The sequence below is a fragment of the Variovorax sp. 10N412 genome (assembly GCF_056394985.1).
The window spans coordinates 505,613-530,922 of record NZ_JBFTIO010000001.1 but is presented as its reverse complement, the minus strand read 5'-3'; the positions used below and the strand labels follow the sequence as shown (position 1 = coordinate 530,922).

The window sequence follows — 25,310 nt, the reverse complement described above, 5'->3', positions numbered from 1 at the left end:
TCTGTGTGCGATGAAGGGTGACAGTGCGCCGATGCTAGGTTGCGGGAACTGAAATAAAAACCACCTCCAGGGCAACGAATAGTTTCTGATTCCGGACGAATGAAGCTCAGTCCGTGGCGCAACGCTCCAGGTGCGAGACCAGCAGCTGCGCCGACGGCGACAGCGCCGCCCCGCCGCGAAAACAGATCGCGAAGCGCCGCCGCGCCCAGGCGTCGGTCAGCGGCATCAAGCGCAGGCCGAAGGCCTCGGTGAAGGGCCGCGCCACTTCCGCCGGCACCACGCTGATCGCCAGCCCCGCGCGCACCACGCGCAGCGCGGCGTCGAAGTTGGACACCAGCACCCGGTACACCAGCGGCTTGCCCGCGACCGCCGCCTCGCGCGCGAGCATCAGCTGCACGGCGCTCAGCGCGGGCATGCCGACGAATTCGTGGTCGAGCACCTGCTCGAAGCGCACCGCGTCGTGCCGCGCCACCGGGTGCGAGGGGTGCGCGACGATGGCGAGGTGGTCGCTGCGGTAGCTGCGCCGCTCCAGCCCCTCGAGGTCGGCGGCGTCCCAGCACAGGCCGATGGAGGCGCTGCCCTCGCGGATGCCGCGCACGATCTCCGGGCTCACGCGCTCTTCCATGTCCACGCGGATGTTGCGGTTCGCCGGGTCCTGCAGAAAGCCCGCGACGTCTTCGGCCAGCGACTCGGCCATGACCGAGGCCGAGGCCAGGATGCGCACATGGCCGCGCGCGCCGCCCGCATAGGCGGCCATGTCGCGCTCGATGCGGTTCGCGCTGCCGAGCATGGCGCGTGCGTGCTCCAGCAGGGTTTCGCCGGCCGGCGTCGGCACCACGCCGCGGCGCTTGCGCAGCAGCAGCGGCGTGCCCACCGCGTCTTCCAGCTGGGCCAGCCGCTTGCTGATGGCCGAGCCGACGATGCTGGCCTGCTCGCCGGCTCGCGCGATGCTGCGGGTTTCGCAGACGGAAACGAACAGGCGCAGGGTGGTGAGGTCGAGGTCGCGCATGTGCTCTCCTTGATGTTTTCGTGGTGTTCCGTATTGGAAGCAAACGGCTTCCAAAATATACCTTCTGAACCGAATCGGAACTTCTAACATCGACGCCGTACCCTCACGACGGAGACAAAGTTTTGATTCACGCTTTCCTGCCGCCGCGCGCGGTCGTTCGCGAAGTGGGGCTGCGCGACGGCCTGCAGAGCATCGCCCGTGTGCTGCCCACCGCCCGCAAGCTCGAATGGATCCGCGACGCGCACGCCGCCGGCCAGCGCGAGATCGAGGTCGGCTCCTTCGTGCCCGCGCACCTGCTCCCGCAACTGGCCGACACGGCCGAACTGCTAACCTTCGCGAAGACGCTGCCGGGGCTCTTCGCCTCGGTGCTGGTGCCCAACCTCAAGGGTGCGGAGCGTGCCATTGCGGGCGAGGCCGACCTGATGATCGTGCCGCTCTCGGCCAGCCATGCGCACAGCCTGGCCAACCTGCGCAAGACGCCCGACGAAGTGGTGGCCGAGGTGGGACGCATCCGCGCGGCGCGCGACGCGGCGGGCTCGAAGACGCTGATCGACGGCGGCGTGGGCACGGCCTTCGGCTGCACGCTGCAGGGCCGCGTCGAGCCTGACGAAGTGCTGCGGCTGATGCAGGCGCTGCTCGATGCCGGCGCCGACCGCGTGAGCCTGGCCGACACCGTCGGCTATGCCGATCCGGCCATGGTGCGCAGCCTGTTCGAGCGCGCCCTGCGCATCGCGGGCGACCGGCTGTGGTGCGGGCATTTCCACGACACGCGCGGCATGGGGCTCGCGAACGTGTACGCGGCGCTGGAGGTCGGCATCACGCGCTTCGACGCCTGCCTGGCCGGCATCGGCGGCTGTCCGCATGCGCCCGGCGCCAGCGGCAACGTCGACACCGAAGACCTCGTCTTCATGCTCCAGAGCATGGGCGTGGCCACCGGCGTCGACCTGCCGAAGCTGCTCGACCTGCGCCGGCGCGTGGCCGGGTGGCTCGACGGCGAGACGCTGCAGGGCACGGTGTGGCGCGCGGGCTTTCCGAAGACCTTCTCAGTTGCGCAAGGGGTCGCGGCATGAGCACGGCAACCACCGAGGAAAAACGCCTGCCGCTGGCCGGCGTCCGCGTGGTGGAGTTCACGCACATGGTCATGGGCCCGACCTGCGGCATGGTGCTGGCCGACCTGGGCGCCGAAGTGATCAAGGTCGAGCCCATCGACGGCGACCGCACGCGGCACCTGCTGGGGGCGGGCGCGGGCTTCTTCCCCATGTTCAACCGCAACAAGAAGAGCATCGCCCTCGACCTGCGGCACCCGCAGGGGCTGGAAGCCGCGCTGCGCCTGTGCGCCACGGCCGACGTGGTGGCGCAGAACTTCAAGCCCGGCACCATGGACAAGTACGGCCTGGGCTACGCCGCACTCGGCAAGCTCAACCCGCGCCTCGTCTATGTGAACCACACGGGCTTCCTGCCCGGCCCCTACGAGCACCGCACGGCGCTCGACGAGGTGGTGCAGATGATGGGCGGGCTGGCCTACATGACGGGCCGGCCGGGCGACCCGCTGCGCGCGGGCACCAGCGTGAACGACATCATGGGCGGCATGTTCGGCGCCATCGGCGCCATCGCCGCGCTGATGCAGCGCGCCGAGACCGGCAAGGGGCAGGAGGTGCAGTCGGCGCTGTTCGAGAACAACGTGTTCCTGGTCGGACAGCACATGCTGCAGTACGCCATCACCGGGCAGGCCGCGGCGCCGATGCCCGACCGCATCTCGGCCTGGGCGCTGTACGACGTGTTCACCGTGAAGGACGGCGAGCAGATCTTTCTGGCCGCGGTGAGCGACGCGCAGTGGAAGACCTTCTGCGACGCGCTGGGCTTCGCCGACCTGAAGGCCGACCCGGCGCTGCTGACCAACAACGACCGCGTGCGGATGCGCCCGACGCTGCTGGCCGACCTGCGCGCGCGCCTGGCGGATCGGTCGGCGGCGGAACTGTCGGCGATCTTCGAGGCCAGGGGCCTGCCCTTCGCGCCGATCGTGCGGCCGCAGGACCTGTACGACGATCCGCACCTCAAGGCCACGGGCGGGCTCGCGGACATCCGCCTGCCGGACGGTGAGCGTGCCGGGGAAATGGCGCAGACGACGCTGTTCCCGATCACGCTGGGCGGCGACCGGCTCGGCGTGCGGCTGCATCCGCCGACGCTGGGCGAGCACACGCGCGAGTTGCTGGCCGAGCTGGGCTATGCACGCGAGCAGGTGGACGCCCTGCAGGCCGATTCAGCCGTGGCTTGAGCTGCGCGCGACGATTCTTCCGAACACAAATAAAGAGAGACAAGACCATGAATCCCACACTTCCCTCGATGAACCGCGTGAACCGTCGCACGGTGCTGGGCTTCGGCGCGTGCGCCGCCGCCGTGGCTGCCTGCCCCGCGCTGGCGCAGGGTTCGGACAAGCCCATTCGCTTCATCCTGCCGATCAGCGCGGGCTCGGGCGTCGACACCATCGTGCGCGCCGCCTCGGTGGCGCTCGGCAAGGCCTTCGGCCAACCGGTGGTGATCGAGAACCTGCCCGGCGCGGGGGGCATCACCGGCGCGGCCGCCATCGTCAAGGCGCCGCCCGACGGGTTCACGCTGGGCATGGTGTCGAACAACCACGTGATCAACCCCGCGGTGTTCAAGAAGATGCCCTTCGACGCCATCAACGACATCACGCCCATCAGCGTGGTCGGCGCCACGCCGCTGGTGCTGGTGGCCAACCCCAAGCTGCCCGCGAAGAACGTGCCCGAGCTGGTGGCGCTGCTGCGCGCCAGGCCCGGCGGCTACAACTACGCGTCGTCGGGCAACGGCACCATCATTCACCTCGCCGGCGAGATGTTCATGGACGAGGCCGGCGTGAAGGCGCGGCACATTCCGTACAAGGGCACGGGCCCGATGGTGACCGACATGATCGGCGGTCAGGTCGAGATGGGCGTGGTGGCCCTGCCGGCGGTGCAGCCGCACATCAAGAGCGGCGCGCTGCGCGCCATCGGCCTGTGCGGCGCCACGCGCTCGCCGGCCGCGCCCGACATTCCGACGATCGCGGAGCAGGGGCTGCCGAACTACGCGGTCGAAGGCTGGTTCGCGGTGATCGGCCCGCCGAAGATGCAGGCGGCGGACATCCAGCGCGTGCACGACGCCGTGGCCGCTGCGTTCACGAGCGCCGAGGTGCGCGAGGCGATGGACAAGCAGGGGAACGTCATCAAGCCGACGACGGCGGCGCAGGCGGCGGCGTATTTCCGCAGCGAGGCTGCGCGCTACGCGGCGTTGGTGAAAAAGGCGAACGTGGTGCTGGAGTGAATGCCTTGCTCCTTCCCCTCCCGGGGGAAGGCTGGGATGGGGGCAAGCGGCCTTCGATGAGGCGCAGTGTTGTCGCGGAAGCCGTCGTGCCCCCACCCCAGCCCTCCCCCGGGAGGGGAGGGAGAAACACAGGCGCTTGAAGGTTCTGGGTCTTGCTCCTTCCCGGGGGAAGGCTGGGATGGGGGCAGGCGGCCTTCGATGAGGCTCTGCGTTGTTGTGGAGGCCGTCGTGCCCCCACCCCGACCCTCCCCCGGGAGGGGAGGGAGAAACACAGGCGCTTTAAGGTCCTGGGTCTTGCTCCTTCCCCTCTCGGGGGAAGGCTGGGATGGGGGCGAGCGGCCTTCGATGAGGCGCTGCGTTGTCGTGGAAGCCGTCGTGCCCCCACCCCGGCCCTCCTCCGGGAGGGGAGGGAGAAACACAGGCGCTTGAAGGTCCTGGGTCTTGCTCCTTCCCCTCCTGGGGGAAGGCTGGGATGGGGGCGAGCGGCCTTAGATGAGGCGCAGTGTTGTCGCGGAAGCCGTCGTGCCCCCACCCCAACCCTCCCCCGGGAGGGGAGGGAGAAATACCAAAGGCCCTATGCCGGGCCTACCGCGCGGTACAACGCCCGCACGAAATCCGACTGCGTGATCATTCCCGTCAGCCGCTTCTCGCCGTCGATGATGGGAATGTGGTGGTGTCCGCCCTCGGAGAACAGCGGCACGAGGTCGACCACGGGCCGGTCGGCGCTGGCCACGCGCACCTGGCGCGTCATGATCTGGCCGACCACCTCGGGCTTGTCGGACATCACGGTGCGCGTGGCGCGGATCAGGTCGCGCAGCTTGCCCGCAATGCCTTCGTGGTGCTGCAGGTCGAGCTGCCGGAAGAAATCGGCCTGCGTGACGATGCCGACCACGCGGCGCGTGCGGTCGGTGACGGGCAGGGCCTTGATGCGGCGCTCGTGCATCATCGCCCAGGCCTCCTGCAGCGGCGTGCCGAACTCCACCGACACCGGCGCCGGCGACATGATGTCGGCGCAGTGCAACGTGCCCAGGCGCCGCTTGTACGACTCCAGCTCGGTCTGCTGGATCAGCGATTCGAGGTCGTCGCGGCTGATGTCCAGCACCTGGTTGTAGCGCGCCAGCACGGCGTCGATGTCGGCCTGGCTGAAGCGCGCGTCGGCCGCCGGTGCGCGTGCCACCTGCACATGCGGATAGCGGCGCCCGGTGAGCGAGTTGTAGGCCACGCCCGCCAGCACCAGCAGCAGCGAGTTGGTGAAGAAGGGGAAGAGGGCGGACGAGAAGTGCGTGGTGTGCGTCAGCACCGCCAGCAGCGCTGCGGCACCGCCGGGCGGGTGCAGGCAGCGTGCGCCGAACATGAGGCCGATGGCCAGGGCCACCGCCACCGCGCCTGCCGTGGCGGGCTCGGGAATCCAGTTGGCGCAGGCGATGCCGACCAGCGCGGACAAGGTGTTGCCGCCGATCACCGCCCAGGGTTGCGCGAGCGGGCTCGCCGGCACCGCGAACACCAGCACCGCGCTGGCGCCCAGCGGCGCGATCAGCCAGACGCTGGCATGCAGCGGCCCCGCCAGCCAATGCGACAGCAGCGCCGTGACCAGCAGGCCGAGCCCGGCGCCCGCGACGGCGCGCACACGTTCACGCGCATCGACGGTGGTGCGGCCCGGCAGCCAGGCGCGGGCATGGGCCAGGAATGCATCGAACCGCATCGCCGCGTGCCCTCCGTTGTCAGCCTTCGTGGGCCACCAGCCGCCCGATCTCGGGCCAGCGGCCGTGCAGCCATACCCAGGCGACCAGGCCGATGACCAGCATGCTCAAAGAGGTCAGCGCCAGCGCGAGCGTCGAATGCATCACCAGCGGCGCGATGGCGCCGGCCACCACGCCGTTGGCGGTGGAGCCGATCACGGCCTGCAGCGACGAGGCCATGCCGCGGCGCTCGGGATGCAGGTCGAGCACCAGCAGCGTGACCACCGGCACCATCAGCGCCCAGCCGAAGGCGAACACCGCCAGCGGCCACAGCGCCCACGCCACGTGCGCGTCGAAGAAGAAGTTGGCCACCACGTTGACCACCGAGGTCACCAGCATGATGAGGAAGCCGTCGCGGATCTGCCGCTTGGGCGCCACCTTGCCGGCCATGCGCCCGCTGGCACGCGCGCCGAGCATGATGCCGCCGATGGTCAGCAGGAAGAACCAGAAGAACTGCTGCGGCTGCAGCGCCAGGTGGTCGCCCAGGAACGCGGGCGCGGCCAGCACGTAGAGGAACATGCCGTTGAAGGGCACGCCGCTCGCAAAGGCCAGCAGCAGGAAGCGCGGGTCGGAGCACAGGTCGCGGTAGCCGCGCATCAAGTGGCGCACCTGGAACGGCTGGCGGTGGTCCTTGTGAAGGGTTTCGGGCAGCAGCTTGTAGTTGGCCGCGAACAGCACCACGCCCACCGCCACCAGGAACCAGAACACGGCGTGCCAGCCCGCGTGCACGAACAGGAAGCCGCCCACGATGGGGGCGATGGCCGGCGCCACGCCGAAATAGATGGTCACTTGGCTCATGACCCGCTGCGCTTCGGCGGGCGGGAACATGTCGCGGATCACCGCGCGCGAGACCACGATGCCGGCGCCCGTCGACAGGCCCTGCAGGCCGCGGAACAGCACCAGCTGCGTGATGTTCTGCGACAGCGCGCAGCCCAGCGAGGCGATGGTGAACACGGCCAGGCCCCACAGCACCACCGGCCGGCGCCCGAAGCTGTCCGACAGCGCGCCGTGGAACAGGTTCATGAACGCGAAACCGAACAGGTAGGCCGAGAGCGTCTGCTGCATCTCGGCCGGCGTCGCGCCGATCGACTGCGCAATGCCCGAGAAGGCCGGGATGTAGGTGTCGATGGAAAAGGGCCCGAGCATGCCCAGCACGGCCAGCAGCACGGCAAGCGCCCAGCGCGGGGCCTTCCAGAGTTTGTCTGCGTCGGGATTCATGGAAAGGGCAGCTCCGTTGTACGTGTGGTTGTGTCGTCTGCAAAAAAGAGAGCGCCCGCCGCCCCGGTGAGGGGCAAGGCGGGCGCTTTGGCTTCAGCGAACCCGGATTACAGGGTGTCGATGAAGCTGCGCAGCTTGTCGCTGCGGCTCGGGTGCTTCAGCTTGCGCAGCGCCTTGGCTTCGATCTGGCGGATGCGCTCGCGGGTCACGTCGAACTGCTTGCCGACTTCTTCGAGCGTGTGGTCCGTGCTCATCTCGATGCCGAAGCGCATGCGCAGCACCTTGGCTTCGCGCGGCGTGAGGCTGTCCAGGATGTCCTTGACCACGTCGCGAAGACCGGCCTGCATCGCGGCTTCGATGGGCGCCGTGTTGCTGCTGTCCTCGATGAAGTCGCCCAGGTGCGAATCGTCGTCATCGCCGATCGGCGTTTCCATGGAGATCGGCTCTTTCGCGATCTTCATGATCTTGCGGATCTTGTCTTCCGGAATCTCCATCTTCGCGGCCAGGATGCCGGCGTCGGGCTCGAAGCCGAACTCCTGCAAGTGCTGGCGCGAAATGCGGTTCATCTTGTTGATCGTCTCGATCATGTGCACCGGGATGCGGATGGTGCGCGCCTGGTCGGCGATGGAGCGGGTGATGGCCTGGCGGATCCACCACGTGGCGTAGGTCGAGAACTTGTAGCCGCGACGGTATTCGAACTTGTCGACCGCCTTCATCAGGCCGATGTTGCCTTCCTGGATCAAGTCGAGGAACTGCAGGCCGCGGTTGGTGTACTTCTTGGCGATGGAGATCACGAGGCGCAGGTTGGCCTCGATCATTTCCTTCTTGGCGTCACGCGAAGACGATTCGCCTTCGTTCATGCGCTTGTTGATGTCCTTCAGCTGGGTCAGCGGCACCACCACGCGCGACTGGATGTCGGCCAGGCGCTGCTGCAGTTCCTGCACCGGCGGAATGTTGCGCGCGAGCACGGCGCTCCAGGGCTTGTTGGCCGCGGCCTGCTTCTCGACCCACTTCAGGTTCAGCAGGTTCGACGCGATGCGGTTGCCGTTCTTGTCGTAGCCGCTGAAGTCGCGGATGAACTCGTCCTGCGGGAAGCCGCACTTGTCCACGATGATGCGGCGCAGTTCGCGTTCCTTCTTGCGCACGTCGTCGACCTGCGTGCGAACCAGGTCGCACAGCTTCTCGATGGTCTTGGCCGTGAAGCGGATGGTCATCAGCTCTTCGGACAGGGACTCCTGGGCCTTGACGTACGCGGGCGTGCCGTAGCCTTCCTTGTCGTAGATCTTGTGGACCTTCTCGAACATGCCGGCGATGCGGTCGAAACGCGCGAGCGCCTCGTTCTTGAGTTCTTCGAGCTTCTTGGTCAGGGCCTTGGAGCCGCCCTTGCCGTCGTCGTCGTCTTCCTCGTCGAACTCGTCGAAGTCTTCTTCGGCCACGTAGTCGTCGGCCTCGTTGGGGTTCGAGAAGCCGTCGACGATGGTCGAGATGACGACCTTGCCTTCGCGGATTTCAGCAGCCAGGCGCAGGATTTCGGCGATGGTGGCGGGGGAGGCCGAAATGGCTTCCATCATGGCCATCAGGCCGCCTTCGATGCGCTTGGCGATTTCGATTTCGCCTTCGCGCGTCAGCAGCTCGACCGTGCCCATTTCGCGCATGTACATGCGAACCGGGTCGGTGGTGCGGCCGAATTCGCTGTCCACCGTGGACAGGGCCGCTTCGGCTTCTTCCTCGGCCTCTTCCACCGTGGTGGCGGTGGGCGCGGTGTTGTTCAGCAGCAGGGTCTCGGCGTCAGGCGTCTGCTCGTACACCGCCACGCCCATGTCGTTGAGCATGGTGACCACGACTTCCATGGTCTCGGCGTCGACCAGCTTGTCGGGCAAGTGGTCGGAGATTTCGCCGTGCGTGAGGTAGCCGCGGGTCTTGCCCAGGGTGATCAGGGTCTTCAGGCGCGAGCGGCGCTTGGCCAGGTCTTCTTCGGAGAGCACGGTCTCGTCGAGGCCGAACTCCTTCATCAAGGCGCGTTCCTTCGCCTTGCTGATCTTCATGCGCAGCGGCTTGACCTTCTCTTCGGTCGTCGTGGCCGCGACGGGCTCGTCACCGGCAATGTCTTCCTCGATGTCCGACAGGTCGATGTCGTTCTCGGGCGCGTCCTTGTCGGCCTTGGGCTTGCGGCCGCGCTTGGCGCCGGTGGCGGGCGCGGCAGCGCCGGCGGCCTTGGGCGGGCGGCCGGCTTTCTTGGCGGCTGGGGCGGCTGCCTTCTTGGGATCGTCGAGAGAGGTCGATTTCGTGGGCACGGTTTTCACTTTCGTTGCGGCTGCCGCTTTGGATGCGACGGCACCCGTCTTAGTTGCTGGCTTTGCGCCGGCTTTCAACGGTTTTTCTGCTGCGGGCTTGGTGGCGACGCTTTTGGCAAGTGAAGGAGCAGGCTTCTTTGAACTGGGCATACGACCTCGTTACGGAAAGAAAAGACAAGCGAAATCACAGGCGCACCGTCACGCGGACGGCGCCACCACAGCCCGTGCACAGGCACGGACTAAAACAATTGGGAAAGAGGAATTAATTCCTCAACAGGCAAGATGTCGGGCGAACATTTGGTGTGCAGTCCTTGCGGTTATTGACCCTTTCCGCCGGAATTTACCGATGGAGTGCGTTGCGCTGAGGGTCGGCCCGGAGGTGCTGCTGTCGCTCTTGCCTAATTTCGCCAGTTGCGAAGCCCTACATTATAGCCCGTTGCGAAATTTCAAGTGGTTTCTGCACCGGAAGAGCGAATTCTTGCCCGCAATTCGAGCCGCCGGGTTTCCAGCGCCTTGTAGCGCTCCAGGGCTTTCGGGTCCTTGCCGACGGCGGCGATGGCCTCGCTTTGCTGGGCCTTGAGGCGGTCGTCGAGCATGAAATCGAGCACGCTGGCGAGCTCGCGCGCGGCTTCGGCCAGGTGCTGGGCCTCCTCGCCCTCGGGCGCGGGGCCGGCCTCGGACACCGACATCAGCCGCTCGGCCAATGCTTCGAAATCCATCTCGCGCATGCCTTCGCGCAGCGCCGCCCACGGCTGCACGCCGTGTTCGTGCAGCTGGCTGTCCAGCCAGGTGAAGAGCGCACCGTGCAGGCCGGGCAGCTCGCACAGCATCACGTGCAGCTCGTGCGACAGCGCATCCCACTGCGCCATGTTCGACAGCAGCAGCCGCACCGCGACGTCGGGGCGGCTCGGGGGGGCGCCGCGCCCGCGCAGGGGTTCGATGGGCTCCTCGAACTTGCCGCCCCAGCGCTTGCCCTTGACGAACTTGCGCTGCTGGAACTTGGGCTTGCTATCGCTTTCATAGCGCGACGGGTCGTACTCCTGCGGCGGGGGCATGTCGGGGTAGTGGTCGTCGCCGCTCCCGCTGTCGTAGCCGCCGGGCTCGTTGTGGCGCTGCTGTGCGGGCGCGCTGCCGGCCTTGCGCGGGCCGGGCGTGGACGCCCACAGGTCAGACAGCGCCGGCGCGTCGAGCTGCACCAGCGTTGCGATTTCGCTCAGCAGTTGCCGCTTGAGCGCCCCGTCGGGCATCGCGCTCCACAGCGGACGCACGTTGCTGGTCATGTGCGCACGGCCTTCGGCGGTGGTCAGGTCGCAGCCTTCGCGGGCGGCTTCGAGCATGAAGCGCGACAGCGGCGTGGCTTCGGTGACGAAGCGGGCGAAGGCCTCGGCACCGTGTTCGCGAATGAAGCTGTCGGGGTCGTGCTCGGCCGGCAGGAACAGGAACTTGATGCTGCGCACGTCGGTGGCGTAGGGCAGGGCGCCGTCGAGCGCCTTGCGCGCGGCGCGGCGGCCGGCGGCGTCGCCGTCGAAGCTGAACACCACCGACTCGGTGAAGCGGAAGAGCTTTTGCACGTGCTCGGTCGTGCACGCGGTGCCCAGCGTGGCCACCGCGTTCGGAAAGCCGAGCTGGGCCAGCGCCACCACGTCCATGTAGCCCTCGGTGACCAAGGCATAGCCGCGGTCGCGGAAGGCGGCGCGCGCCTCGTACAGGCCGTAGAGTTCGCGGCCCTTGCTGAACACGGGGGTTTCGGGCGAGTTCAGGTACTTGGGCTTTTCGTCGCCCAGCACGCGGCCGCCGAAGCCGATGCATTCGCCCTTCACGTTGCGAATGGGGAACATCACACGGTCGCGGAAGCGGTCGTAGCGCTTGGCCTCGGCTTCGCTGAGCTGGCCTTCCTCGTTGTTGACGATCACCAGCCCGCTTTCGGCGAGCAGCGGATCGTCGTAGTCGGGGAACACGCTGGCCAGCGAGCGCCAGCCAGCCGGCGCATAGCCGATGCCGAACTGCTTGGCCACCTCGCCCGAGACGCCGCGGCCCTTGAGGTATTCGATGGCGCCCGGCGCCTGGCGCAACTGCTTGCGGTAGGCGTCTCCGGCCTTTTCGAGCACGTCGGTCAGCGTGGCCTGCTTCTGGCGCTGGGTGGCGGCGCGGGCGCGCTCGGCGGGGGAGGCATCGTCTTCCGGCACCTGCAGGCCATACTGGCCGGCCAGGTCGTGCACCGCCTCGACGAAGCCCATGCCCGCATGCTCCATGAGAAAGCCGATGGCGTTGCCATGCACCCCGCAGCCGAAGCAGTGATAGAACTGTTTGGTCGGGCTGACGGAGAAGGAGGGCGATTTCTCGCCGTGGAACGGGCACAGCCCCATGAAATTGGCGCCGGCCTTCTTCAACTGCACATAGCGGCTGACGATTTCGACCACATCGGCGCGCGCGATGAGTTCCTGGATGAATGAAGCGGGGATGGTCATGTAGGCGAAGAGCGGCAAATCATACGCAAGCGGCGGCATGCCTGCGGGCCGACGGCATACTGAAAGCGTCCGAAATCCACGCAAGACGATGCCCAACCCCCTGCAACACGCCGCGCCGCTGCTGCGCCACCCCCTGCGATTCGGCTGGGAGGCGCTCAAGGAATTTCGCGCCAACCAGGGGCTCTTGCTCGCAGGCGCGGTGGCCTACTACGCCTTGCTGTCGATCGTGCCGCTGCTGATCGTGAGCGTGATTGCGCTGTCGCACGTCATCGACCAGGCGGAGCTGCTGCGCACCATCGGGCAGTACCTCGGGTGGCTGCTGCCGGGCCAGTCGAAGGCCATCGTGACCGAGCTGTCGAGCTTCCTGGACCACCGCGACGTGCTCGGGCCGGTGTTGCTGGTGACCATGATCTTCTTCAGCTCGCTGGCCTTCAGCGTGCTCGAAAGCGCGATGGCGGTGATCTTTCACCACCGCAAGGCCGACCATAAGCGCCACTTCCTGGTGTCGGTGGCCATGCCCTACGTCTACATCCTGTGCCTGTGCGTCGGGCTGCTGCTGGTCACCTTGGTGTCGGGTGCGCTGCAGCTGGTGGGGCGGGAAAGCGTCGACCTGCTGGGACGCAGCTGGTCGCTGTCGGGCATTTCGGGCCTCCTGCTCTACCTGCTGGGGCTGGGCGGCGAGATCTTCATGCTGACTTCGCTCTACCTCGTGATGCCGGCCGGGCGCATGTCGCTGCGCCATGCGTTGCTGGGCGGGGTGACGGCTGCGCTGCTGTGGGAGCTCACGCGGCGCGTGCTGATCTGGTACTTCTCGACGCTGTCGCAGGTGAACGTGGTCTACGGCTCGCTCACCACGGCGATCGTCGTGCTGCTCAGCCTGGAGATCGCGGCCACGCTGGTGCTGCTGGGGGCCCAGGTGATCGCGAACTACGAGCGCCTGGACCGCACCGGCAGCGTGAAGCCACCGAAGGGTGAGCTCAGCGGGGAGCCAGTCGAATCGCTCCGTCCAGACGAATCACTTCGCCGTTGAGCATGTCGTTCTCGATGATGTGCTTGGCCAGCTTGGCGTAGTCCTCGGGCGTGCCCAGGCGCGAAGGGAAGGGCACGCTGGCGGCCAGTGCGTCCTGCACGTCCTGCGGCATGCCGAACAGCATGGGCGTGCCGAAGATGCCGGGGGCGATGGTCATGTTGCGGATGCCGCTGCGCGCCAGGTCGCGCGCGATGGGCAGCGTCATGCCGACCACGCCGCCCTTGGAGGCGGCGTAGGCGGCCTGGCCGATCTGGCCGTCGTAGGCCGCGACCGAGGCGGTGGAAATGAGCACACCGCGCTCGCCGGTGGATTCGGGCTCGTTCTTGCCCATGGCGTCGGCCGCCAGGCGGATCATGTTGAAGCTGCCGATCAGGTTGACCGTGACGGTCTTGCTGAACACCGCCAGCGCGTGCGGGCCGTTCTTGCCCACGGTCTTCTCGGCCGGCGCGATGCCCGCGCAGTTGACCAGGCCCACCAGCTTGCCGAGCTTGAGCGCGGCGGCCACCGCGGCCTGGCCGTCGGCCTCCTGGCTCACGTCGCACTTGACGAAGACGCCGCCGATGTCCTTGGCAACAGCCTCGCCCTTGTCAGCCTGCATGTCGGCGATCACCACCTTGGCGCCGTTGGCCGCCAGCATGCGCGCCGTGCCTTCGCCGAGGCCCGAAGCGCCACCGGTCACGATAAAAACCTTGCCGTCGATCTGCATTGAAAGTCTCCTGAGATGAGGCCGTCATTATCGAAGACGAAAAAAAAGGCCCCATCCGAGGATGAGGCCCTGAATTGGATCCGTGAGGACCCAAGGAGACAACTGGTGGTGGTCGGCGGCTCAGCGCTTGCGCGAAGCGGTCGCGGTCTTCGCAGCGGCAACGGCTTGCGACGACACGGCATTGAAGTTGGCTTCGGCGACGTCCGACGCTTGCTTGACGGCCTTTTGAACCGATTCGAAAGCGTTGTTGGCGGCAGCCACGGCGCTCTTCATGACGGCGACGGCGGTTTCCGAACCGGCGGGGGCGTTCTTGGAAGCGCTGTCGACCAGGCCGACGAAGGCTTGCTGGGCTTCAGAGGCCTTGGCTTCGAAAGCCTTGGAGAACTCGGCGCCGGTGCCTTGGGCGATGTCGTACAGGTGACGGCTGTAGGCGGCGGTCTTTTCGGCCAGCGGCTGGAACAGGCTGGCTTGCAGCGTCAGCAGTTCTTGTGCGTCCTTGACGCTCAGGGCGGCCTGGGCGGTGCTCTGGGCTTCGGCCAGGGCGGCCTTGGACGCGGTCACGTTCAGTTCGACGAGCTTCTCGACGCCTTCGAAAGCCTTGGTGGTCAGGCCGAACAGGGTTTCGAGGTTTGCTTTTTGGGCGGCGAGGATTTGGTCAGCGGTCAGGGCCATTTGGTATCTCCAGAAGGGATTGAGTGGTCGGGTCACGTTGCGCTGTCTCGCCGTCTATGTTGCGCTGCAGCATGCCTCAAGTATAGGCAGCTGAGTTTTGCGATCAAGGGGTTTTTGCTGCTGTGCAGCAATTTAGAAGCCTTCTTCTAAATTTGGCCGCGTTGCCAAAAACGGGCTGTGCATGGGCGTGTCCGACTGTCTTCAATGCGGCCATCGAGCGCCGCGGCCGCTGGCAGAATGCCGCGCGATGAGCGCCCCCACCAAACCTATTCCCCACGCGCGCAGCAGCTACCGCGCCTTTCGCAGCATCCCCACGCGCTGGGCCGACAACGACATGTACGGCCACGTCAACAACGTCGTGTACTACAGCTGGTTCGACACCGCGGTGAACGGGTTGCTCATCGAACGCGGCGCGCTCGACATCCACCAGGGCCAGACCATCGGCTTCGTGGTGGAGACCCAGTGCAACTACTTCGCCCCGATCGCTTTCCCGCAGACCGTGGAAGCGGGCATTCGCGTGGCGCAGGCCGGCCGTTCGAGCGTGCGCTACGAAATCGCGCTGTTCGCCGAAGGCTCCGACGCGGCCGCAGCCCAGGGCCATTTCATCCATGTGTACGTGGACCGCGCCACGCAGCGCCCCGTGCCGCTGCCCGACGCGTTGCAGCAGGTGGTCGACTCGCTTCGGGTCTGATCGACGCCCCCATGACAAACGGCGCCCGAGGGCGCCGTTGTTCTTTTCCGAGGCTTCAGACCCTTACATGGTCTTCTTCATGGCCTTGATGTCGGCCTTGCCCTGGGCTTCGTCGGCCTTGGCCTGCTTCTGGCAAGCCGACTTGGCGTCGCCCTTCTGGTCGTCGCACTTTTCCTTCGCGACTTCGTAGGTGGCCTTCACCTTCTCTTCGGCCACCTTCCGGGCGTGGCTGTCGCTCGGCTGGTATTGCTGCTCGAGCTCGGCCTTGGCGACGTCTTCCTTGCCCTTGGCTTCCTTCTGGCAGACATCCTTGGCGTTGTCCTTCATCGTGTCGCACTGGGCCTTGGCGACCTTGTAGTCGGCCTCGACCTTTTCCTTGGCGACCTTGTATTCGTCCTTGGTCATGGCGCTGGCTTGCGTGGCCATGAAGCAGGTGGAGGCAAGGGCCATCACGAGGAGATGTTTTTTCATGAGAGTGGGTCCTTCGGGAATTGGATTGAATTCAGTGGGTCAGGCGGGGAGGCGGTGGCGGTGCGCTCAATAGCGCTCGAACCACAGCGCATCGGGCGTGCGGCCATCGCGCGATTCCCATGCCTTGACCTGCGTTTCAGCTTCCTCGCGGCTGATGCCGTGGCGTTCCTGGATGCGGCCGAGCAACTGATCGCGCTTGCCCGCAATGACGTCGAAGTCGTCGTCCGTCAACTTGCCCCATTGCTCCTTGACCTTGCCCTTGAGTTGCTTCCAGTTGCCTTCGATGGTGTCCTTGTTCATGAGAATCTCCTTGGTTCAGTGGATTCCGGCGCTGTGCTTTTGCCGCCGTGAAATCACTGTCGCCAAGTGGATTCACCCTGCCGGTAGGACGTGCAGGTCAGCCCCCGTAGGCAGAGGCCGACGCGCCCCGTGATAATCCAGCGGCCGCCGAAAGTTTGAGACTCCGCATCGCCTGCGCACAGCGCCCAGCACCATGATCATTCACAGCCTGCTCGACACCGACCTCTACAAGTTCACGATGATGCAGGTGGTCCTGCATCACTTCCCGGGGGCCCGCGTCGAGTACCGCTTCAAGTGCCGCAACCCCGGCGTGAACCTGGCGCAGTTCGCCGGCCAGATTCGCGACGAGGTCCGCAGCCTGTGTTCGCTGCAGTTCCGCGACGCCGAGCTTGCCTACCTGCGCTCCATGCGCTTCATCAAGAGCGACTTCGTCGACTTCCTCGGCCTGTTCAGGCTCAACGAGAAGTACATCAACATCATTCCCCAGCCCTCGGGCGAACTCGAGATCCGCATCAAGGGCCCGTGGCTTCACACCATCCTGTTCGAGATTCCGGTGCTGGCCATCGTCAACGAGGTGTACTTTCGCAATACGCAGAAGAAGCCCGACCTCGAAGAAGGCCGCCGCCGCCTCGAGACCAAGATCTCGCAGCTGCAGGACGAAGGTCTCACCGACCTGAAGATCGCCGACTACGGCACGCGCCGCCGCTTCTCCAAGGACTGGCACGAAGAGGTGCTGCGAACCCTGACCGGCCGGCTTGGCGCCGTGACCTCGCCCGCGGTGCAGTCCGCGCCGGGCGCACGGCTGCCGCAGCTTGCGGGCACCAGCAACGTGCTGTACGCCATGAAGCTGGGCCTGATTCCGCTGGGCACCATGGCGCACGAGTACCTGCAGGCCTGCCAGGCGCTCGGCCCGCGGCTGCGCGACAGCCAGATCTTCGGCTTCGAGAGCTGGGCGCGCGAGTACCGCGGCGACCTGGGCATTGCGCTGTCGGACGTGTACGGCATGAACGCCTTCCTGCGCGACTTCGACCTGTACTTCTGCAAGCTCTTCGACGGCGCGCGCCACGACAGCGGCGACCCGTTCCAGTGGGGCGAGCGCATGCTCGCGCACTACATCGCCAACCGGGTCGACCCGCGCACCAAGACGCTGATCTTCAGCGACGGCCTCACGGTGCCGCGCACCATCGAGCTCTACCAGCAGTTCCGCGGTCGTTGCCAGCTGGCCTTCGGCATCGGCACCAACCTCACCAACGACCTGGGCTACGAGCCGCTGCAGATCGTCATCAAGATGATCCACTGCAACGACCAGCCGGTGGCCAAGCTGTCGGACACGCCGTCCAAGAACATGTGCGAAGACGAAAAATACCTCGCCTACCTGCGCCAGGTCTTCGAGATCGAACAACCTGCCAGCTGACGGCTGTACTGCCCCGCACCGCGCCCCGGTCTGGTACGGTACAGCCCCCCATGCAAAAAACGATTCGACTGAGTGCGGCCGCCGCGCTGGCGCTGCTTCCCGTCCTGGCTTCGGCCGCTGATTTCGACGGCGGCAGGCTCTCGCCGCTGTGGGGCGCGCCGTTTGCCGGCATCCTGCTGTCGATCGCACTGTTTCCGCTTCTTGCGCCCACGTTCTGGCATCACCACTACGGCAAGATCGCCGCCGCCTGGGCGCTGGCTTTCCTGCTGCCGTTTGCGGCGACCTACGGGGTTGCGCTGGCCGGCGAGCAGCTCGTGCATGCCCTGGTGGAGGAATACATCCCCTTCATCATTCTGCTCACGGCGCTGTTCACCGTGGCGGGGGGCATTCACATCCGCGGCAACCTGCACGGCGCGCCCGGGCTTAATACCGGCATCCTGGCCATAGGCGCCGTGCTCGCGAGCGTCATGGGAACCACGGGGGCGTCGATGCTGCTGATCCGCCCGCTCATTCGTGCCAACGACAACCGCCTGCATCGGGTGCACGTGGTCGTTTTCTTCATCTTCATCGTCTCCAACGTGGGGGGCTCGCTCACGCCGCTGGGCGATCCGCCGTTGTTCCTGGGCTTCCTGAAGGGCGTCGATTTCTTCTGGACCGCGAAGAACATCCTGCCCGAGACGCTGTTCGTCGTGGGGGCGCTGCTCGCGCTGTTCTACGGCATCGACCGTTACTACTACCGCAAGGAAGGCGTGCTGCCGGTGGATCCGACGCCCGACACGCGGCGCATCGGCTTCGATGGTGCCGTCAATTTCTGGCTGCTGGGCGGCGTGGTGGCGTTCGTGCTCATCAGCGGTTTCTGGAAGTCGGCGGTGAGCTTCGACGTCTTGGGCACACAGGTCGGCCTGCCGGGCCTGGTGCGCGACGTGGGCCTCATCGCGATCACGCTGCTTTCGCTCAAGATCACCGCGGCCAAGGTGCATGCCGACAACCAGTTCGAGTGGAGCCCCATGGCCGAGGTGGCCAAGCTGTTCGCCGGCATCTTCCTGACCATCGTCCCGGTGATCGCGATGCTCAAGGCCGGCACGCAAGGCCCGTTCGGCGCCATCGTCTCGGCCGTGACGCGCGCCGACGGCCAGCCCGACCCGGCGATGTACTTCTGGGCCACCGGCCTGTTGAGCTCGTTCCTGGACAACGCGCCGACCTACCTGGTGTTCTTCAACACGGCAGGCGGCGACCCGTCCGCCCTCATGACCACCTACGCCAGCACGCTGGCCGCCATCTCGGCCGGCGCGGTGTTCATGGGCGCCAACACCTACATCGGCAACGCGCCCAACCTCATGGTCAAGGCCATCGCCGAGAGCCGCGGCGTGCGCATGCCGAGCTTCTTCGGCTACATGGCGTGGTCGGGGTCCATCCTGGTTCCGCTGTTCGTCGTTGCCACCTTCCTCTTCTTCCGCTGACCCACTTTCCGAGCAGAGACAACACCATGAGCAAGCCCAAGATCCTGGTCGCACGCGCGATCTTCCCCGAGACCCTCGAGCGCCTGTCGCAGCATTTCGAGGTCGAGTCGAACCAGGCCGACGAAGGCTGGAGCAAGGAGCAACTGATTGCAAGGCTGCAAGGCAAGCAGGGCGCCTTCACCACCGGCAGCGAGCGCATCGACGCCGCGGTGCTCGACGCCTGCCCCGACCTGAAGATGTGCGCCAACATGGCCGTGGGCTACAACAACTTCGACGTCGATGCCATGGCCGCGCGCGGCGTGCTCGGCACCAACGCGCCCGACGTGCTCACCGAGACCACGGCCGACTTCGGCTTCGCGCTGCTGATGGCCACCGCGCGCCGCATCACCGAGAGCGAACACTTCCTGCGCGCGGGCAAGTGGCAGAAGTGGAGCTACGACATGTTCGCCGGCTCCGACATCCACGGCTCCACGCTCGGCATCATCGGCATGGGGCGCATCGGGCAGGGCATCGCGAAGCGCGGCGCGCACGGCTTCGGCATGAAGGTGATCTATCACAACCGGTCGCGGCTCGACGCCTCGCTCGAGGCCGAATGCAAGGCCAGCTACGTGAGCAAGCAGGAGCTGCTCCAGACGGCCGACCACGTGGTGCTGGTGGTGCCGTACTCGGCGGCGTCGCACCACACCATCGGTGCGGCCGAGCTTGCGCTGATGAAGACCAGCGCCACGCTCGTCAACATTGCGCGCGGCGGCATCGTCGACGACGCTGCGCTGGCCGTGGCCCTGCGCGAGAAGCGCATCGCCGCCGCGGGGCTGGACGTGTTCGAGGGCGAGCCCAAGGTGCATCCCGACCTGCTGAGCGTGCCCAACGTGGTGCTCACGCCGCATATCGCGAGCGCCACCGTGCCCACGCGCCGCGCCATGGCCGACCTGGCGGCGGACAACCTCATCGCGTACTTCGGCGGCAAGGGTCCCCTGACCCCCGTGACGCCCGTTCCGCCGGCAAGCAAGTAAACACGGCACCACAGCAAGCAGCGGCACCGCACCACGACCTTGGATTCCTATTCCGACCTGATCCTCATCGGACTGGCTGCACTCGCGGTCGTCCAGCTGGTGCTGGTGATCTGGCTGCTCGCACGCCGGCAGCCCGCGCCCGACCACGGCGACCTGCTGCGCGTGCTGGCCACAATGGGCGCCGCCAGCGAACGCACCGAACGCGAACTGCGCCACGAAATCGCCGAGAGTTCGCGCGGCGCGCGCCAGGAAACCGCGCAGGCCTTCGCCACCTTCCAGCGCTCGCTGGTGCAGCAGGGCGCCGAAGCCACGCGCACGCAGAACGCGCAGCTCGACGCGTTCTCGCTGCAGCTCGCGTCGCTGCAGAAGACGCTGGCCGACACGCTCAACACGCAGCTCCAAGGCCTGAGTGACTCGAATGCGCGCCGCCTGTCCGAAGTGCGTTCGACCATGGAGACCCAGCTCGCGCAGCTGCAGCAGAGCAACGCCGCCAAGCTCGACGAGATGCGCAAGACCGTCGACGAGAAGCTGCAGAGCACGCTCGAAGCGCGGCTCGGCGAAAGCTTCAAGCAGGTGGCCGACCGGCTGGAGCAGGTGCACAAGGGGCTCGGCGAAATGCAGACGCTGGCCGTGGGCGTCGGCAACCTGCAGCGCGTGCTGACCAACGTGAAGACGCGCGGCGTGTTCGGCGAAGTGCAGCTCGAAGCCTTGCTCGAACAGGTGCTCACGCCCGACCAGTACGCCAAGCAGGTCGAGACCAAGCCGCGCAGCGGGCAGCGGGTGGACTTTGCGATCCGTTTTCCAGGCCGTGGCGACGACGGCGCGCCTGTCTGGCTGCCCATCGACGCCAAGTTTCCGCGGGACGACTACGAACGGCTCATCGATGCGCATGAACGCGCCGACGCCGCCGGCGCCGAGCAGGCCGCCAAGGCGCTCGAGGCGCGCATCCGCACCGAGGCCAGGTCGATCGCCGACAACTACCTGGCCGCGCCGCACACCACGGACTTCGCCATCCTGTTCCTGCCGGTCGAAAGCCTCTATGCCGAGGTGCTGCGCCGGCCGGGACTGATGGACGCCATCCAGCGCCAGCATCGCGTGACGCTGGCCGGCCCGACCACCTTGCTGGCCATGCTCAACAGCCTGCACATGGGCTTTCGCACGCTGGCGCTGGAGCGGCAGGCCTCCGAGGTCTGGAAGGTGCTGGGTGCGGTCAAGACCGAGTTCGAGCGCTACGGCGAATGGGTCGCGCGCATCAAGGAACAGGTGGCCAAGGCCTCCGACACGCTCGACAAGGCCGACACGCGCGCCAAGCAGATGCGCCTGGCGCTGCGCAAGGTCGAGGCCCTGCCAGAGGCGCAGTCGCAGGCGCTGCTGCCGACCACGTCCGGCACAGACACCGACACCGACACCGATACCGAGGGCGAAGACACCCCGTGAAAGGCTCCGAACTGCTGCGTGTGATCGGCGCCCAGGTATGCCTGCACGCGACCATGGCCGGCATGCGCCTGGCCACGCCGCTGCTGGCCCTGCAGCAGGGCTACAGCGCGGCGGCGGTCGGCGTGCTGATCTCGCTGTTCGCGCTGACCCAGGTGTTCCTGGCACTGCCCGCCGGGCGCTTTGCCGATCGGCATGGCTTCAAGCGGCCGCTGTGGCTGTCGGTAATTGCGGCGGTGACGGGCGCGGGGCTCGTGGTGATCTTTCCCATCTTCCCGGTGATGTGCCTGGCGGCCTTGCTGACCGGTGGGGCGACAGGCGCAACGGTCATTGCGTTGCAGCGGCATGTGGGGCGCTCGGCGCACGACCCGACGCAGCTCAAGCGCGTGTTCAGCTGGCTGGCCATCGCGCCCGCGGTGGCCAACTTCGTCGGGCCGTTCCTGGCCGGCATGCTGATCGACCATGCGGGGCGTGCCCCCGCGGACATGCTCGCCTTTCGCATCTCGTTCGCGGTGATGGCGGCGTTGCCCATCCTGTGCTGGTTGCTCGCACGCGGTGCGCACGAACCGCCGCCCACCCCCCCGGTGGCGGGCGCCGCGCCCACGCGCGCCTGGGACCTCCTGCGCGAGCCGATGTTCCGACGCCTGCTGTTCGTGAACTGGCTGCAGTCGTCGAGCTGGGACGTGCATGCCTTCGTGCTGCCGGTGCTGGGGCACGACCGGGGCATCAGCGCCTCGGTGATCGGCTCGATCCTCGGCGCCTTTGCCATTGCGGCTGCCCTCATTCGCATCGTGCTGCCGGTGATCGCCTCGCGCGCATCGGAACGCAGCGTGATCCTGAGTTCGTCGATGGTCACGGCGCTGGTGTTCTCGATCTACCCGCTGCTCGATTCGGCCCTGGCCATGGGCGTCTGTTCGGTGGTGCTGGGCTTTGCGCTGGGCGCGGTGCAGCCGATGGTGATGAGCATGCTGCACCAGATCACGCCGCACGCGCGCCACGGCGAGGCGCTGGGCTTGCGGCTCATGACCATCAATGCATCGAGCGTCGCGATGCCGATGCTGTTCGGCTCGCTCGGCGCGGTGATCGGCATCGGCGGCGTGTTCTGGGTGGTGGGCGGCGTGGTGGCACTCGGCGCGCGCGCCACATGGGGCCTGAAGGTCTGACAGGGCCCCGGGCTGGCGCCGCGCCCGGCCGAGGACGTCGGCGCCGACGGAACTCAGCCCTGTTTCAGAGCTTGTAGAAGCGCTTGATGGCGGTCCATGCGTCTTCGGGCGCGTCCACGTATTCGAAGAGCTTCACGTCGCCGGGGGAGATCACGCCTTCGTCGACCAGGAAGTCGAAGTCGATCATGCGCTTCCAGTAGTCCGAGCCGAACAGCACGATCGGCACCGGCTTCGACTTCTTCGTCTGCACCAGCGTGATCACCTCGAACAGTTCGTCGAGCGTTCCGAAGCCGCCCGGGAACGCCACCAGCGCCTTCGCACGCATCATGAAATGCATCTTGCGGATGGCGAAGTAGTGGAACTTGAAGCTCAGCGCCGGCGTGACGTAGGGGTTGGCTTCTTCTTCCATCGGCAGCGCGATGGCCAGGCCGACCGAGAGGCCGCCGCCTTCATGCGCGCCGCGGTTGGCGGCCTGCATGATGCCGGGGCCGCCGCCGGTGCACACGAAGAGCTTGTCCTGCGGCTCCTTGTCGTTGCTGTACTGCGCGACCAGCTTGCCGAAGGCGCGCGCCTTCTCGTAGTAGTGCGAGTTGCGCGCCAGCCGGCGCCAGCGCTCGGACGCCACGGTGTCGCCGGCGGCATCGGCCTGCGCGATCATGGCGGCCGAGTCTTCTTCGCTGCGGAAGCGCGCGCTGCCGAACACCACCACGGTGTTCTCGATGCCATGGGCGCGCTGCTCGAGGTCGGGTTTCATCAGCTCCAGCTGCATGCGGATGCCGCGCGTTTCGCGGCGCAGCAGGAACTCCGGGTCGGCGAAGGCGATGCGCGACGGATCGGGGTCCAGCGGCAGGCCCTTGTCGGCATGGGAGTGCAGCGTGGCCCAGGCGTCGGCCAGGCGTTTGTCGTGAAGGTTGTGCGTGTTGTTCATGAAGAAACCAGACAGATGTACACGAGTGATTGTGCAGCGTTGCAAACCGCGTGCCCAGACGACAAAAAAGGCTCCTTGCGGAGCCTCTTCGGGGGGAGGTGCAGTGGTGAGGCCGCAGCCTCAGGGCCTCAGACGCGCTTGCGGTATTCGCCAGTGCGCGTGTCGATTTCGATCTTGTCGCCTTGCGCGACGAAGAGGGGAACGGGCACTTCGAAGCCGGTGGCGATCTTGGCGGGCTTCATGACCTTGCCCGAGGTGTCGCCCTTGACGGCCGGCTCGGTCCAGGTGATTTCGCGTTCGACGCTGGTCGGCAGTTCGACCGAGATGGCCTTGCCGTCGTAGAACACCACTTCGACAGCCATGCCGTCTTCGAGGTAGTTCAGGGCGTCGCCCATGTTCTCGGCTTCGACTTCGTACTGGTTGTACTCGGTGTCCATGCACACGTACATCGGGTCGGCGAAGTAGGAGTAGGTGCACTCCTTCTTGTCGAGCACGATCTGGTCGATCTTGTCGTCGGCCTTGAAGACCACTTCGGTGTTGAAGTTGGCGATCAGGCTCTTGAGCTTCATGCGCACGGTGGCGGAGTTGCGGCCGCCGCGGCTGTATTCGGTCTTCAGGACGACCATCGGGTCCTTGCCGTGCATGATGACGTTGCCGGCGCGGATTTCTTGAGCGATTTTCATAACAGGGTCTCTGGATGTTGGCCGCTCGGTGCACGGGGCCATCGGCGACGTTTCGACATTTGCCGGTTTGTCTGGCCCCGCGGTACAGGTCTAACGGCGGGTTGAGCAGGTTTCGCGGAGAGCATCTCGGATCGTCGAGATCCGGGCCGAAATCCGCAAAGCCCGCTATTTTAGCTTTTTTGGCCGATCAATTCCCGCAGTTGCGTGACCAGGTCGCTCTGCGCGAGCAGCCGCGTGCGGGCCGCCAGCACCGTTTCGTGCCACGGGCCCTGTGTTTGCAGCGCGGGCGGCGCGGTGTTGTCGACGCCGTTCCACGCGTGGTGAAAAAGCCGCAGCGAGGGCGGGGCGCCCAGCCAGTCGAGCCACGCGTTCAGCTTGGCGTGGTGCGCGTCGTCGTCCTGCGGATAGATCTGCCAGACGAACGGCGCGCCCGCCCAGAGCGCGCGCACCCACGAATCTTCCCCGCGCACGAAGTTCAGGTCGCAAGCCCACAGAAGGTGGTCGTAATCGGCCTGGGTCAGGTACGAGAGGTATGAAATTGATAGCGCACCATGCAAGGTGGATGCGCGTACTGCTGGGTTTTCATCTGAAAAAACGGCCCGCACCGCCTGCGTGGCGCGACCCGCCGTCACGAGCAGGCGGGTGGGTTCGGTGCCTTGCGCCAACTGCTCCAGCAGCGCGGCCAGCGCGGGCGGCTCGTAGCAGAACAGCGAGACCAGCCGTTCGGCGCCCGTCCACGCGATCTGCTGGGTGGCCAGCCACTGCGCGCGGTCGAAGCGCGCTCGCCGTTCCATCAGGTCGGGTTCGCGCAGCAGGCCGCCGGTGGCGGGCGTGAAGCCCGGATAGAAGAAGCGCTTGCTCAACCCCGCGCCCGGGCCCTTGAAGACTGGCGAGGGCAGCCCGTGCAGCCGCTCGACGTACGGCTCGGCCGACAGGTATTCGAGGTTGATCCAGGCCTGGCCCGGCGCTTCGGCGAAGCGTGCAACCAGCTCCGGCGCCGGCTCGCAGCCGAAGCCCTCGACCAGCACGTCGGGCGCCGGCGCCGACACGGCTGCGTGCACGGCCGCCGCGTCGCACCAGTCGATCACCTGCACGCCGTCGTGGCCCGAGGGCGCCATCCAGCGCAGCGCCGCCGGGTCGTCGATCCACAGGCGCACGCGCTCGCCGAGCGTGGCCAGCTGGCAGGCGAGCCGCCAGCAGACGCCGAGGTCGCCGTGGTTGTCGATGACCTTGCAGAAGATGTCCCATCGCCTGGATTGCATGGCCGCGAGTGTGCCCGTGTTCCGGCAGGTGCCAGCT

At 66.8% G+C, this 25,310-nt stretch carries 22 protein-coding genes; 10 read left to right on the top strand and 12 right to left on the bottom strand.

The annotated features are described in order from the left end of the window. Positions 1 to 106: 106 nt before the first annotated feature. Positions 107 to 1,009: a LysR family transcriptional regulator gene (locus AC1DJH_RS02730; RefSeq protein WP_478184624.1), complete on the bottom strand. Its 903-nt coding sequence runs from the start codon at positions 1,007 to 1,009 to the stop codon at positions 107 to 109. Positions 1,010 to 1,131: 122 nt separating this feature from the next. On the opposite strand from AC1DJH_RS02730, the gene AC1DJH_RS02725 reads away from it, so the two are divergent. Genes AC1DJH_RS02725 through AC1DJH_RS02715 form a run of 3 tightly spaced genes read left to right on the top strand, consistent with a single transcriptional unit; the run spans position 1,132 to position 4,327 of the window. Further along, positions 1,132 to 2,079, top strand: coding sequence for a hydroxymethylglutaryl-CoA lyase (locus tag AC1DJH_RS02725; RefSeq protein WP_478184623.1), 948 nt, complete (start codon positions 1,132 to 1,134; stop codon positions 2,077 to 2,079). After that, positions 2,076 to 3,284, top strand: coding sequence for a CaiB/BaiF CoA transferase family protein (locus AC1DJH_RS02720; RefSeq protein ID WP_478184622.1), 1,209 nt, complete (start codon positions 2,076 to 2,078; stop codon positions 3,282 to 3,284). The genes AC1DJH_RS02725 and AC1DJH_RS02720 overlap by 4 nt, the downstream gene beginning before the upstream one ends. A 47-nt stretch (positions 3,285 to 3,331) precedes the next feature. Then, complete coding sequence (locus tag AC1DJH_RS02715; RefSeq protein WP_478184621.1) at positions 3,332 to 4,327, top strand: tripartite tricarboxylate transporter substrate binding protein; 996 nt, start codon at positions 3,332 to 3,334, stop codon at positions 4,325 to 4,327. Positions 4,328 to 4,901: 574 nt separating this feature from the next. On the opposite strand, the gene AC1DJH_RS02710 is transcribed toward AC1DJH_RS02715, so the two are convergent. The 4 genes from AC1DJH_RS02710 to dnaG all read right to left on the bottom strand — a co-directional run bounded on the left by AC1DJH_RS02710 (position 4,902) and on the right by dnaG (position 12,046). Then, positions 4,902 to 6,029 (bottom strand): HPP family protein, encoded by a 1,128-nt coding sequence (locus AC1DJH_RS02710; RefSeq protein ID WP_478184620.1) that lies wholly within the window; start codon positions 6,027 to 6,029, stop codon positions 4,902 to 4,904. A gap of 19 nt (positions 6,030 to 6,048) precedes the next feature. Beyond that, positions 6,049 to 7,284: a multidrug effflux MFS transporter gene (locus tag AC1DJH_RS02705; RefSeq protein WP_472117553.1), complete on the bottom strand. Its 1,236-nt coding sequence runs from the start codon at positions 7,282 to 7,284 to the stop codon at positions 6,049 to 6,051. A 107-nt stretch (positions 7,285 to 7,391) separates the two neighbouring features. Further along, a complete protein-coding gene (rpoD, locus tag AC1DJH_RS02700) occupies positions 7,392 to 9,728 on the bottom strand; it encodes an RNA polymerase sigma factor RpoD (protein ID WP_435435575.1) in 2,337 nt (778 codons plus the stop codon). 296 nt (positions 9,729 to 10,024) lie between these two features. Next, positions 10,025 to 12,046, bottom strand: a complete 2,022-nt coding sequence (gene dnaG / locus AC1DJH_RS02695; protein ID WP_478184619.1) for a DNA primase — start codon at positions 12,044 to 12,046, stop codon at positions 10,025 to 10,027. Positions 12,047 to 12,134: 88 nt separating this feature from the next. Here dnaG and AC1DJH_RS02690 point away from each other — a divergent pair, with 88 nt between their 5' ends. Beyond that, complete coding sequence (locus tag AC1DJH_RS02690; RefSeq protein ID WP_472117541.1) at positions 12,135 to 13,076, top strand: YihY/virulence factor BrkB family protein; 942 nt, start codon at positions 12,135 to 12,137, stop codon at positions 13,074 to 13,076. Here AC1DJH_RS02690 and AC1DJH_RS02685 read toward each other — a convergent pair. Together AC1DJH_RS02685 and AC1DJH_RS02680 are read right to left on the bottom strand one after the other, a co-directional pair. Beyond that, complete coding sequence (locus AC1DJH_RS02685; RefSeq protein WP_472117539.1) at positions 13,024 to 13,782, bottom strand: 3-hydroxyacyl-CoA dehydrogenase; 759 nt, start codon at positions 13,780 to 13,782, stop codon at positions 13,024 to 13,026. The genes AC1DJH_RS02690 and AC1DJH_RS02685 overlap by 53 nt on opposite strands. Before the next feature lie 120 nt (positions 13,783 to 13,902). Further along, entirely contained in the window at positions 13,903 to 14,454 is a 552-nt protein-coding gene (locus AC1DJH_RS02680; RefSeq protein WP_435435580.1) for a phasin family protein, read from the bottom strand. A 247-nt stretch (positions 14,455 to 14,701) separates the two neighbouring features. On the opposite strand from AC1DJH_RS02680, the gene AC1DJH_RS02675 reads away from it, so the two are divergent. Further along, positions 14,702 to 15,145 carry an acyl-CoA thioesterase gene (locus AC1DJH_RS02675; protein WP_478184618.1) on the top strand — a complete coding sequence of 148 codons (444 nt, stop codon included), beginning with the start codon at positions 14,702 to 14,704 and terminating at the stop codon, positions 15,143 to 15,145. Positions 15,146 to 15,208: 63 nt separating this feature from the next. Here the strand turns inward: AC1DJH_RS02675 and AC1DJH_RS02670 are convergent, their stop codons facing one another. Together AC1DJH_RS02670 and AC1DJH_RS02665 are read right to left on the bottom strand one after the other, a co-directional pair. Then, positions 15,209 to 15,616, bottom strand: a complete 408-nt coding sequence (locus AC1DJH_RS02670; protein WP_478184617.1) for a hypothetical protein — start codon at positions 15,614 to 15,616, stop codon at positions 15,209 to 15,211. 66 nt (positions 15,617 to 15,682) lie between these two features. Beyond that, positions 15,683 to 15,916, bottom strand: a complete 234-nt coding sequence (locus AC1DJH_RS02665) for a CsbD family protein (protein ID WP_435435583.1) — start codon at positions 15,914 to 15,916, stop codon at positions 15,683 to 15,685. 193 nt (positions 15,917 to 16,109) lie between these two features. On the opposite strand from AC1DJH_RS02665, the gene pncB reads away from it, so the two are divergent. Genes pncB through AC1DJH_RS02640 form a run of 5 tightly spaced genes read left to right on the top strand, consistent with a single transcriptional unit; the run spans position 16,110 to position 22,400 of the window. After that, complete coding sequence (pncB, locus tag AC1DJH_RS02660) at positions 16,110 to 17,330, top strand: nicotinate phosphoribosyltransferase (RefSeq protein ID WP_472117530.1); 1,221 nt, start codon at positions 16,110 to 16,112, stop codon at positions 17,328 to 17,330. A gap of 50 nt (positions 17,331 to 17,380) precedes the next feature. Then, positions 17,381 to 18,790 carry a sodium:proton antiporter gene (locus AC1DJH_RS02655; protein WP_478184616.1) on the top strand — a complete coding sequence of 470 codons (1,410 nt, stop codon included), beginning with the start codon at positions 17,381 to 17,383 and terminating at the stop codon, positions 18,788 to 18,790. A 26-nt stretch (positions 18,791 to 18,816) separates the two neighbouring features. Then, entirely contained in the window at positions 18,817 to 19,803 is a 987-nt protein-coding gene (locus AC1DJH_RS02650) for a 2-hydroxyacid dehydrogenase (protein ID WP_472117525.1), read from the top strand. A gap of 39 nt (positions 19,804 to 19,842) precedes the next feature. Next, positions 19,843 to 21,240: a DNA recombination protein RmuC gene (locus AC1DJH_RS02645; RefSeq protein WP_472117522.1), complete on the top strand. Its 1,398-nt coding sequence runs from the start codon at positions 19,843 to 19,845 to the stop codon at positions 21,238 to 21,240. Then, positions 21,237 to 22,400: an MFS transporter gene (locus AC1DJH_RS02640; RefSeq protein WP_478184615.1), complete on the top strand. Its 1,164-nt coding sequence runs from the start codon at positions 21,237 to 21,239 to the stop codon at positions 22,398 to 22,400. Before AC1DJH_RS02645 ends, AC1DJH_RS02640 begins: the two co-directional genes overlap by 4 nt. A 64-nt stretch (positions 22,401 to 22,464) precedes the next feature. Here AC1DJH_RS02640 and AC1DJH_RS02635 read toward each other — a convergent pair whose 3' ends face one another. From AC1DJH_RS02635 to earP, 3 genes are all read right to left on the bottom strand, one after another. Next, a complete protein-coding gene (locus AC1DJH_RS02635; protein ID WP_435483358.1) occupies positions 22,465 to 23,328 on the bottom strand; it encodes an LOG family protein in 864 nt (287 codons plus the stop codon). A gap of 128 nt (positions 23,329 to 23,456) precedes the next feature. Beyond that, a complete protein-coding gene (efp, locus tag AC1DJH_RS02630; protein WP_028258883.1) occupies positions 23,457 to 24,011 on the bottom strand; it encodes an elongation factor P in 555 nt (184 codons plus the stop codon). Between the two features lie 170 nt (positions 24,012 to 24,181). Continuing rightward, complete coding sequence (earP, locus tag AC1DJH_RS02625) at positions 24,182 to 25,273, bottom strand: elongation factor P maturation arginine rhamnosyltransferase EarP (protein ID WP_478184614.1); 1,092 nt, start codon at positions 25,271 to 25,273, stop codon at positions 24,182 to 24,184. Positions 25,274 to 25,310 lie beyond the last annotated feature (37 nt).